The organism is Pararcticibacter amylolyticus, from assembly GCF_003130405.1.
GTDB lineage: Bacteria > Bacteroidota > Bacteroidia > Sphingobacteriales > Sphingobacteriaceae > Arcticibacter > Arcticibacter amylolyticus.
The window spans coordinates 2,323-14,888 of sequence record NZ_QEAS01000029.1 but is presented as its reverse complement, the minus strand read 5'-3'; the positions used below and the strand labels follow the sequence as shown (position 1 = coordinate 14,888).

Below are 12,566 nucleotides of genomic sequence, written 5' to 3'. Positions count from 1 at the left end.
AAAATGAGGTTCATCGCATTTATCTCCGCATTTTGCTGGGTAGCAGCTTTCGGACAGGTGAAGAATAGTTCTAACCTGGTTCAGTATGTAAAACCGATCATCGGGACGGAAAAGATGGGGCATACTTTTCCGGGGGCGACGGTGCCGTTTGGGGCTGTTCAGCTTAGCCCGGAGACGGATACGATCCCTTACGAGATGAACGGGAAATACAATAAGGATGTTTACAAATATTGTGCGGGGTATCAGTATGATGATCCGACGATCGTGGGGTTCAGCCATACGCATTTCAGCGGAACGGGACATTCTGATCTGGGAGATTTCCTGATCATGCCGACGACCGGAAAGCTTCAGCTAAACCCTGGGACGGAAAACAATCCGGGGAGCGGGTACAGGTCCGCTTTTTCGCATGCGAACGAAGTAGCGGAGGCGAATTACTATAAGGTGAAGCTGGACGATCACAATATACTGGCGGAACTGACGACCACTACGCGTACAGGGTTTCACCAGTATACGTTTCCGAAGTCGGATGAGGCTCATATCATCTTCGACCTGATGGCGGGGATTTATAACTATGACGATAAGAATGTGTGGACGTTTGTCAGGGTGGAGAACGATACGCTGGTGACAGGTTTCCGGCAGACCTATGGATGGGCGAGGACACGTACGGTCTATTTCGCAATGTCTTTTTCGAAGCCGTTTACGCAGTACGGGATGAAAGACTATTCAAAGGGGCAGGTTTACCGGGGCTTCTGGAGGAAATTTGACCAGACGAAGAACTTCCCTGACCTGGCCGGAAGGCAAATGCGGATGTATTTCGATTTTAAGACGGAAGACCAGGAGAAGGTGAAGATCAAGTTCGCTTTGTCGCCGGTGAGTACCAGGAATGCGCTGGAGAATATGCGGGCGGAAATCCCCCATTGGGATTTTGACCGGGTGAAGCGGGAAGGCCAGGAGGAATGGAACAAGGAGCTGAGCAAGATCACAGTAAAGGCAGGCGGCCGGGAAGAACTGATCAATTTCTATACAGCGATGTATCATGCTGCGATCATGCCGACCGTTTACATGGATGTGAACGGTGAGTATAAGGGGCTGGACCAGAATGTTCATAAGGCAGATGGCTTTACAAATTATACATCCTTGTCTTTATGGGATACCTTCCGGGCGTTCCATCCTTACCTGAACATTGTGAATCCTTCGCGAAATGCCGATATCGTCAGTTCGATGCTTGCGCATTATGACCAGAGTGCGCTAAAGATGCTTCCCATCTGGTCGCATTATGCCAATGATAACTGGTGTATGAGCGGATATCACAGCGTATCGGTCATTGCAGACGCGATTATTAAAGGTAACTGGAAGGGAGATGCGCAGAGGGCGCTGGAAGCATGTGTGACAACTGCCCGCCACAGGAGCTATGAAGGGATCGGAGATTATATCGATAAAGGATATATACCGGCAGATAAGAACGGCACATCCGTTTCTTCCACGCTGGAGTACGCTTACGATGACTGGTGTATCGCACAGCTTGCCAAAAAGCTGAACAGGCAGGATATTTATGAGGAGTTTATCAAACGCTCTGGTAACTGGAAGAATGTTTATGACGCTTCCATCGGGTTTATGCGCCCGAAGATGAGTGATGGCACATTCAAGAAGGAATTTGACGTGCTTAAAACAGACGGACAGGGATTTATTGAAGGGAATACCTGGAACTTCAGTCTTTATGTTCCTCATGATCCTGAGCAGATGATCAGCCTGATGGGAGGGAAGAAGAAGTTTGTGCCTCACCTGGATTCCTTGTTTACGATGCACCTGCCGGATGAGTTCTTTGCAGAGACAGAGGATATTACCAGGGAAGGAATCATTGGAAACTATGTGCACGGGAATGAACCTTCGCACCATGTTGCTTACCTGTATAACTGGACGGACCAGCCCTGGAAAACACAGGAGCGGGTTCGCATGATCCTGAAGAAGCAGTATCATAATGGCCCTGCCGGTTTGGGAGGGAATGATGACTGCGGCCAGATGAGTGCCTGGTATATTTTCAGCTCACTCGGGTTCTACCCGGTGGCTCCGGCATCCGACAGGTACTGGCTGGGAAGTCCTTCTGTGAAGTCGGCAGTAGTAAGCCTTGAAAACGGGAAGACCTTTACGGTGGAAGCAATGGACCAGAGTGACAAAAACGTCTATGTAAAGAAGGTCCTGCTGAATGGAAAAGCGCTTGACAGGAGGTTCATCACAAACGAGGAAATCATGGGAGGCGGGAAGCTGACTTTCTTCATGTCTCCAAAAGCAAAATAAATTTGCTAAAACGTTTTATTATCCCTATATATGCCGAAGTTATTTAATTAATCAGCGATTAGACCTTCGTTAAATGAATTCTTTAGTATTAGGAATTGATATAGGGGGATCCCATATTACTTCAGCACTTATAAATATTACAACCGGAGAGATGCTCCGGGAATCATATGTTCGGAAATTTGTCAATTCACATGAAGAGGCGGATACCATCATGTCGGCCTGGGCAGAGGCGATCAATCAATCTTTCAGCCTGGCAGGACTGGCTGTGACAAAGATCGGCATTGCGATGCCGGGGCCGCTCGACTATGACCTGGGGGTCTGCTGGATCAAGGATCAGGATAAATATGAAAAGCTTTATGGCCTTAACATCAAGGAAATGCTTGCTTTGAAATTAGGGATCCGGGCGGCCGACATCAAGATCATGAATGATGCGTGCTGCTTTCTTCAGGGAGAAGTTCTCGGCACGCTGGACGAACAGTATCAGACGGTGATGGGCTTTACTCTTGGCACCGGACTGGGTTCTGCTCTTTACCAGGACGGGGAGGTGACAGATGCGGATCTTTGGCGTGCGCCGTTCCGCGACAGTATTGCAGAGGAGTACCTCTCAACCAGGTGGTTCCTGAAAAGATATGCCGAACTGAAAGCAGAGGATATCCAGGGGGTTAAACAGCTGCTGGAGGATCCTGTTTCTGCGGATATTTATGACGAATTTGGGAAGACTCTTGGCATATTCCTGAGTGAATGTGCGGATTCATATAAGCCGGAAGCGATCGTTTTGGGTGGAAACATAGCCAAATCTCCGGAGTTGTACCTGAAGCAGGCGGAAGAAGTTCTGGCTGCGCACGGGCATTTAATCCCTATCAGTATTGCCAGGTTAGGAGAAGAGGCTGCGCTGATCGGTGCAGCCGGTACCTGGAAACGCGCGCTTATTGAAGCCGGCGCTATCACGAAATAATCATTTTTGCTAATCAATATATGCGCCCGGGGAGCCAATCCCCGGGTATTAATCAATTAATCGAAATAATATGAAGAAGGATGGATCAGGCAGCGTTCCGCTGTATGCCCTCACGTTGCTTTTCTTTATGTGGGGCTTCATCACTTGTATGAATGATGTGTTAATCCCGCATTTAAAGGAGCTTTTTCAGTTAACTTATCTCCAGGCAATGCTGGTGCAGTTTTGCTTTTTCGGGGCTTACTTTACAGGCTCCCTGATATATTTTCTTATTTCACATTTTCATGGGGACCCGATCAATAAGATCGGGTATAAGAACGGGATCTTACTGGGGCTCGTGATTTCGGGAATAGGGTGCTGCCTGTTTTACCCGGCAGCTTCTATGTCGCTTTACGGGTTATTCCTGGGAGCTTTCTTTATCCTGGGGCTCGGGTTTACCTTGCTGCAGATCACCGCTAATCCTTATGTTTCGCTTTTAGGGCCTGAGGAGACTGCCTCCAGCAGGCTGAACCTGGTCCAGGCGTTTAATTCTTTTGGTACTACCATTGCGCCGATCATTGGCGGATTTCTGATCTTCCAATTCTTTGCCGAAGGTGGTGAACTGTCTGCGGGAGCTACCAGGATGCCGTACCTGATATTCGCGGTGGTATTTTTTGTTGTGGCTGTGTTTATGAGCCGGGTAAAACTCCCTTTGTTTAAAGCGGATGAGACGGAAATGAGCGGGCTGGGTGCACTTAAGTTCCCGCAGCTGAAGCTCGGTATAGGGGGGATCTTCTTTTATGTGGGAGCGGAAGTGACCATCGGGAGTTTTATGATCAGCTTTATTACGCATGATGATATTGCGGGCATCTCGCATGCGGTAGCCAAGAATTACCTTTCACTGTATTGGGGAGGTGCGATGATCGGCCGGTTTCTGGGTTCTATCTCTCTTAATAACAATATCAGCTCCTCGAAAAAGGTGATCTATATGGTGGCCACGTCGCTGGCGATCTTTGCGCTGATCTTTAGTATTGTGGATCTTTCCTTTGGGCAGATCAGTGTGTTCATCGGGTTTATTGTGCTGAACCTGGCTGCTTTCTTTATAGGGAAATCGGCTCCGGCACGGACGTTGTCGCTGTTTGCCGCTATTAATATCATCCTGCTGCTGGTGTCGATCTTCACGAAGGGGAGCATATCAATGTGGGCGCTGATCAGCATCGGGCTGTTTAATTCGATCATGTGGTCGAATATTTTTACGCTTTCTATTTCGGGACTGGGAGCTTATACAAGCCAGGGATCATCCCTGCTGGTCATGGCCATCCTGGGCGGAGCTTTGGTGCCACTGCTGCAGGGCAGCCTGGCTGACAGTATTGGCATCCAGTATTCGTTCTTCCTTCCGGCTGTTTGTTACGGGTATATCCTGTATTTCGGATATTTCTGTTCGAAGAGGGTGGTAGTGGAAACGGGAGGGCCGTTGAGATCCGGACACTAGTGTTTATTTTATATTTTAGTTGTTGAATGAAGCCGTGCAGGGGTAATAACCTGCGCGGTTTTTTTATGGAAGGATTTTTAAGTCTATTGCGTGCTGGCAGGATGGATTTTTTAGATAAGAAAGCTCCACTGCGGTTTGACCGCAGTGTGAGATTGTAGTATTGCTTCATGAAGCCAATTATTACCTTCTTTATTGCCCTTTCCGGCTGCTTTTTGTATGTAAATGCCCAAACAACTATCTCGCTGGATGTTCCGCGGGTGGTTCCGGTTTCTCCTACTGCTACTGCAATGGAGAAATACCTGTCGTACCCGGTGGACCACTCTACCGGGATCCCCAATATTACGATTCCTTTATATGAGATTGTGGCGGGGGAAGTGACTATCCCTGTGAGCCTGTCGTATCATGCTTCTGGCTTGAAACCGAAAGATGCCAGCACCTATGCGGGTACCGGATGGACCTTGAATCTGGAGCCGTCGGTGAGCAGGCAGGTGTGCGGGGTGGCAGACGATTCTTACTATGGATGGTTTAATAATCCTGCCAGGGATTATAATCCAGCTATCGCTGGAGAACAGGATAAAATTAACTATTTCAATCAACTGGTGGATAACATGCGCGATACCCAGCCAGATAAATTTAGCTATAAACTAGCCAATGGAGGTGGTAGCGGGTATTTTATGTACGGTAGAGACTTCCTGTCCATCCCCCGTACGAATGATAAGGTGGAATATCACAGTGGAGGCGGTATGAGCATTACGGATGCCCAGGGAGTAAGATACCTGTTTGATGGTGAGCGGGAAGATGTAGAGAACATCATTACCCGTTGGATGTGCTCATCGATCTGGGCTCCCAATAATCCAAACAATGCATTGATTAATTTCTCGTATACAACTTTACCCTATAATCACTCTTTAGGCCATTACTATAATCTGAACGATAGGGTTATCATAAAAAAGTCCCAAAACGATCCCCATGCTGCCGATATATTGACAGAAGAAACCGGCGGTCATAACTGGCACTATGCCATTGAACATGTAGACGGGCAGCCAGAGGCGCAGTTGCGGTCTGTTTCGGAATCCCAGGCTGGGGTGCATTATCCCGGGAATACAAAGCATATTTCGGATGTTATGAAGGGAGTGCGGCTTGATGGGGTTAATTTTCTGGGCAATCAAATGGCCGTTTCTTATAAAACAGTAGGTAGCTCTCCTTACAATAGTGAAGTGCTGGATGCTATAGAAGTGGTGGACCAAAACGGCACTCTCGTAAGACGCATTAAGTTTTATATAACTCCTTACAATTCAAAAACATCACTTACAAAGCTGGATTCGGTGATCGTTTCGGCCCCGGGAGCCGAGTCCCGCAAACATACCTTTAGTTATTATTCTACCAGCAGTGTTCCTGATAATTATACCAAATCGGTAGATCATTGGGGTTTTTACAACGGTCCCGAATATTTGACGGGATCAAGCGTTCCCAGCTTTCGGGAAACTATGACTTTTCCTGATGTTAACGGCTGGCCTGCCGGAACCATGACGCTAAATTTTTCCGGTGCAAACCGGGAACCGAACCATAGCTCGACGGAGACAGGTGTATTGTCCAGAATAACAGATCCGCAGGGCATCACTACCACTTTTACCTATGAAGGAAATTTCGGTGCTTTCCGCGATAATAAAAAGCCGTCTAATAAGGATTATCTGCATCCTGTGGGCGGACTGCGGATACAACGTATACAAACCCTTGATCCGGGGACAGGCAAGTGGATCCGTAAAAACTATACCTACGGGCTAACCAGACCCAACATAACGGGATTTAAACCAGTATGGGGTGGCGGAGCCATCAGACATATCGTTACCGCACGTGATTATACTTCGTCCGTAAAACAACGGAACGTGGACGCTAATACGAATGCTGTTTCGTCTTATTTCCTAACCACCTACGCTTCCATGCCTGAGTCTAACATTAGCTTTAATGGTGGCAGTTCGGTGATGTACAACATCGTAACTGAAATAGTCACGAATTCAACAGACAACGATTTTCTTAAAACAACCTATTATTACAACGCAAAAATGCACAATTTCGAAGATGTGCTTCACTGGGACGATTCGGATCCTGCAGGTTCCGTCCAGATTTTTTTGAGGGATCAGCCTGAAACGATCTTGCAGCAGATTGCAAGAGTTCTCCCTGCACACCCTCGTGAACCGTCTGACGACTATGTAAATCATTATACACTCACCAATCAGTTTTATGGGAAGCTTATCCGTAAAGATCTCTTCCGAAATAACAAATTAGCCTCGCAAACAGAATATAGTTATAAGACTGAAGTAGCATGGGGAGGCAACATTGCCCTGGACTTGCCACACCGGCGAATTATCGGTAATACAGAGGACCTGCAATTAAATGATGTATTTACGATCGGGAACTACTATCCTGCCGGATCTCCGTCAGGTGTACAGACCTCCTATTATCTGGATACGGAGACTTACGGGGCTTTGGAGAAAGAGACAGAAAGAACCTATTACGACAGCGATGACGGGCAGGGTGTGGTTACTACCCAAAAGATATATGATTATCAGTTTAATTGGGGCGACCCCGGTTCCTCACTAAAGCCACGGCATATTCAAACGACTAACAGTGATGGTACAGTGGTGATTGATAGCCTGGATTATCTTCCGGGTTATCCAGCTATACTTTCCCGCCATAAGCATATGGAAAACAATAGCTGGAAGGAGAGCAGGATCTTATTTCTGCCAAATAGCAGCCTTCCCGCGAAGGTACAATCAAGAACAGATCAGGTACCTGTTTTTAGGGATGAGATTAGATATAATGATTACGATAATAATGGCAACGTCACTGAGCTCATGGGAAAGGACGGCATGCCAGTCAGTTTCATATGGGACGAGCAGGGGCAGTTCCCGCTGGCCAGGATAGAAAATGCCACGATCCAGGATGTATATGCTCACTGGCCCGGAATAAAACAGATCCGGACAGAATTGCCCCAGGCCCGTATCACCACATTTGAATATAAACCATTGCACGGTGTAGTTTCCATTACCGATCCAAACAATATAACAACCAGGTTTGATTACGATCATTATGGCAGACTTACAGGCAGCTATTTCCTGGACGTTAAGTCTCCGTCAGATATCAGAAAGGCAATCCTTCAGAAATATATATACAAGCTGGGAAATTAAGGCGGACCACTTACCACGCATGACTGCTTCAATAAGAAATACACGATGAGAAAATATCTATATGTCCTGCTGCTAAGCCTGTGTGCTTCGGGGGGATCAGCCCAAAGTTATCGCTCCAGAATGGAGACTGCTATCGACATGGGGACTTATTCAGACTTCTTTACATATTCGGATACCAGAAATACAATCAACTATACAGATGACTATTCCCGTCTTTTTTATGATGAATCCACAAACGAATATTATAGTCCGCCCCCGGCCCGCGATGTATTTTATAAATTGACCATAGCTAACAAATCGATGCAGCTCAACATCAACGACTATGGAAATTCATTTGTTTATGGAACGAGGATATATATACTCGATGCGGACGGTAACGAGCTCGCGTACTGTAAACCTTATGATTTGCTTTATAGTACGTTTGTCTATTCCCTGCAACCGGGGTCTTATTATATCGTTATGGAAGCAGCTACCGGGGATCACGCCCGGGAGGACGATGGCATCACTGCTATAGAAGTTGAAGCTGTGGCGAAGCCGCCGGGAGATGATTTTTTCTATCCGGCCATACTGGGCACATTTCATACGGATTTCGATACATCGCATACAATATCTAACTACTTGACAGGAGGCTATATGATGGCCGATTATGTATGCGATTTGAAAAACGGTTCTGAGGCAGATTTTCATGAATACAGGCGTGATTTGGTACACCAGTTTACCATTACAAAGCCGATGGACATTACTCTGGACAATATCGGGTCGGCAAAAATTGAATCAATGCATCCTTTGTACATTCGCCTCCTTTCTTCATCCAGAGATACGATCCCGGAAGAATCTATCGAATATTCCTACCCTTCTATACAAAAGATCCATTATGAGCTGCAACCGGGGACCTATTATGTTTATTCCAAGTTCACAATGGACAACTACACAGAAGCGAAATATGTGTTAAACATTAACGGGAAAGAGCAATTGGTGGGTTCAGTATCATCCAATCCGATCGATGCAGGCAGCAAATCGATAAATTTCACTTATAGTCATACTCAGAACACGGGTCTTTTCAGTAAGAACAGGCTTAACCAGAAACCCGGAAAGGAAGTGTTCTATAAATTTTCACTAACTGTTCCAATGGAAATAACCGTGGATAACTGCGGTTCGGCTGTTACAGACACCTATCTGGAAATATACGCTGAAGACAATCGTCCATCACATTATGTATATTATGCGAATGATACTTACACAGGATCCGGGGCCTGTGCGAATACGCAACATGCATATATCAAAGTTCCGGTATTGTTACCCGGAACATATTATGTCGTATCGGACGGAGCACAGGACGGTAATATCACGACCACTATTAAAGGCACCACCATTGGTCCCATGGGGGATATGCTGACCACAGCTATCGATGCGGGGACACATGATGCTGGTTTTCATTTCACCGACACTAAGAATACCGCATCAGCATTCACCGATCAATTCCCGGGAATGTCGACTAAAGATGTTTTTTACAAGTTTACTCTAACGGAGGTAATGGATGTGGCTGTCAGCCATTGCGGATCGGCGGTTCCTGATACGTATATGAGCCTGCTGGATGCACATGGTGTGGTTCTCTACTCCAACGACAACTATACAGGGGAAGGAAAGTGCACCAGCACAGGAAATGCACTGATAAAAGTGGAGCAAATGCCGCCGGGAACTTACTACGTGGTATCGGAGGGAAATACCCAGAATGGTAATATAACCACCACCATTGAAGCTAGGAGCACTTCTGGTACTCTCCATACAACGGCAGGGCAGCCGCATATTATTTCCATCGTTCCAACTGTTCAGACCGACAGCCTGGAGACAACCACCACCGGTCAGCTACAGCGAAGCGTACAGTATTTCAACCACTTCGGTTATCCGACAGTAAACATAGAACTGGATGCTGTTCCTCTTGGCGGCGACAGAGTAACGTTGCAGGAGACGGATGGATATTTCAGGAAATCCAAATCCTGGTTGCCCATCGCCAAAAATACACACGGGGGGCAGTACTTGTCCCCAGAACAATTACAAATAGAAGTTAAGGCTGCAACGCTGTACGAAAACGACCAGCGGCCCTACAGCCAGACGGTTTATGACGGGTCTCCGCTGGACCTGGTTGTGGAACAGTACGGGCCGGGTGACGACTGGTTTAAAAACAAGCGTTCTGTGAAAAGCGACCGGATAGCAAATGCCGGCACATCAGGCCCATTGGCTTGTGCCAGATATATGCTTGGTGGAAGTCCTGCCGCGCGGACTTTTACAAAGACCGGCTTTTATGCAGATAACGAACTATATGTAACGAAAACAACAAACGAGGATAATCACGATAGCTATGAATTTAAAGACAAAGCGGGGCGGATGGTACTTTCCCGAAGGATGAACGGCACTCTGCCACATGATACGTACTACGTGTATGATAACTATGGTAACTTGAGTTTCGTTCTCCCGCCGCTTGCTTCGGATGCACTGACGGCAACTAATACCACATGGGACGAATCAGCAACAGCTGTTAAGAACTTCGCTTATATCTATAAATACGATGCTTATAACCGCTGCATCTCGAAGAAGCTCCCGGGATGCGAGCCCATCTACTCGATATATGACAAAGCTGACCGCGTGATCTATACCCAGGATGGGGAACAAAGGGCCAAAGCGACGCCGGAATGGACCTTTTCAATTCCTGATGCCTTTGGCCGTGTGGCATTGACCGGCAAGTGTACAAACAGCCTTTCCTTCCAGAGTAACCCGCTGGCAGATATATTAGTCAAGGCGGAATACACAGGCGGAACAAATGCTTTTAAGGGATATACTGTTTCCGGTATTACCCTTACAAGTCCTGAGATATTATCGGTTAACTATTATGATAATTATACGTTCCTGAATACCAACGGTATTACCGGGGCCGGCTATAAAGATTATGGAAAGGCAGATATCCAGCTTGACTCGTATCAGGAAACTTATGTGGAGGCGACCCGGAGCATTACCCTTCAGCCCGGGTTCTATGTACCTGCCGGTTCAAACTTTCATGCGGTTGTTTCGGGAGGTACTACGGATAGCCTTCCGGAAGGTGGTTTTGGCGTCCGGTACACTAGTGCTAAAGGGATGTTGACCGGCACTCTTACCGCCCAGCTGGAGTCGGGCGGGGTGATCAGCAGTGACTACCTCTATTCTGTAAAGTATTACGATAACCGGGGGCGCGTCGTACAGGCTGCTGAAAAGGTGACCGGAGGTAGCAACCGCTTAAGTTACAAATACAATTTTGCCGGAAGCCCTCTGTTTGTGCTGGAGAGTCAGTCTGTTCAGGGACTGGAAACAAATATCCTGACGGCTTATACGTATGATCAGGCGAACCGCCGTCTAACTGAGAAAGTGACTGTCAACGGCGTAGAACAGGCGGCTGTCGCTTATACTTACGATGAGGCAGGACGGTTGAATGGCCAGAAATATGCCAAGGGATCGTGGTCCACGGCTGAGAGTATGGGGTATAACGTAAGGAGCTGGCTGACCGAAAAATCAGGGTCCTATTTCTCTATGGGGCTCCGTTATAACAATATCCTTACTCCTGGTTCCACAAAGTTATTCGGAGGAGGGATCAGCGAGTGGAGCTGGCAGCATACCAGTGGTTCTAATAACATGTACAGTTTGAAATACGATGCAGCGGAGCGGCTTACCGGAGCGCAGCAGTATGTATCAGATGGTTCTAACTGGACAGATGCGACGAGCCATTATACTGAAAATGGTATCAGCTATGACAAGAACGGCAATATCCTGACGCTGCAGCGTTCAGCCGGAGGCAGCATAGTCGACAACCTGACGTACAGCTATGAGGGGAACCGCCTGTCGGCATTGAACGAATCAGTAGCCTCACCCGGAGCCTCGGATATCCTTGTACAGGGAGGCACTGCCCAGGGAACATATCAGTATAATGCCAATGGCAACATGATCTATGACAGCCGGAAAAGTTTGACATACGGGTATAATTTTCTTAATTTGACAGACATGGTGAAGCAGGGTCAAACGGTAAAGGCGACGTATAAGTGGGCGGCAGATGGATCTAAGCTTAGCGTGCGTGACGGAACTGGTACAAATGGCTTTGACTATGCTGGGTCAGTGGTATATGCCAAGAATGGTTCGGGGATCAATGTGGACGCGATTCATTTTGATCATGGGGTGATCAGGAAGCAGGCGGATGGTTATATGGTGAACTACTTCCTGAGGGATCATCTGGGCAGTACCCGTGTGGTGGTAGACGGTAACGGTGCTGTGCTGGAAAAAAATGATTACTATCCGTTTGGAGCACGCCATAAGAGAAATGATTACGTGGCTAGTGATAACCGGTACAAGTATAATGGAAAGGAAGAACAGGTAGTAGGGGATGTGGGATTCCTGGATTATGGAGCGAGGATGTATGATGCGGGGATTGGGAGATGGACTGCAGTGGACCCACTAACGGAGAAGTTTTTGTATATCTCGCCCTATCACTATACAGACAATAACCCTGTAAATAATATCGATCCCAATGGAAAGGAAATTATGTGGGACGCTAGCTCAATTACCTTTATGGGAGATGATGCGAAAGCGGCATTCAACGCATATAAACAATCAAGACAAGGGGCTGGTGAGGACGATGATG

At 47.1% G+C, this 12,566-nt stretch carries 5 protein-coding genes; all 5 read left to right on the top strand.

Annotated features, from left to right (window positions below):
- Window positions 1-3 precede the first annotated feature (3 nt).
- On the top strand, window positions 4-2,295 hold the full coding sequence (locus DDR33_RS23265; RefSeq protein ID WP_109418221.1) for a GH92 family glycosyl hydrolase: 2,292 nt from the start codon (window positions 4-6) through the stop codon (window positions 2,293-2,295).
- Between the two features lie 73 nt (window positions 2,296-2,368).
- Window positions 2,369-3,250: an ROK family protein gene (locus tag DDR33_RS23260; protein WP_109418208.1), complete on the top strand. Its 882-nt coding sequence runs from the start codon at window positions 2,369-2,371 to the stop codon at window positions 3,248-3,250.
- Between the two features lie 70 nt (window positions 3,251-3,320).
- Window positions 3,321-4,718 (top strand): sugar MFS transporter, encoded by a 1,398-nt coding sequence (locus DDR33_RS23255; protein ID WP_109418207.1) that lies wholly within the window; start codon window positions 3,321-3,323, stop codon window positions 4,716-4,718.
- Window positions 4,719-4,885: 167 nt separating this feature from the next.
- On the top strand, window positions 4,886-7,906 hold the full coding sequence (locus DDR33_RS23250; protein WP_109418206.1) for an RHS repeat domain-containing protein: 3,021 nt from the start codon (window positions 4,886-4,888) through the stop codon (window positions 7,904-7,906).
- A 45-nt stretch (window positions 7,907-7,951) separates the two neighbouring features.
- On the top strand, window positions 7,952-12,566 hold a 4,615-nt coding region (locus DDR33_RS23245), incomplete at its 3' end, for an RHS repeat domain-containing protein (RefSeq protein WP_109418220.1).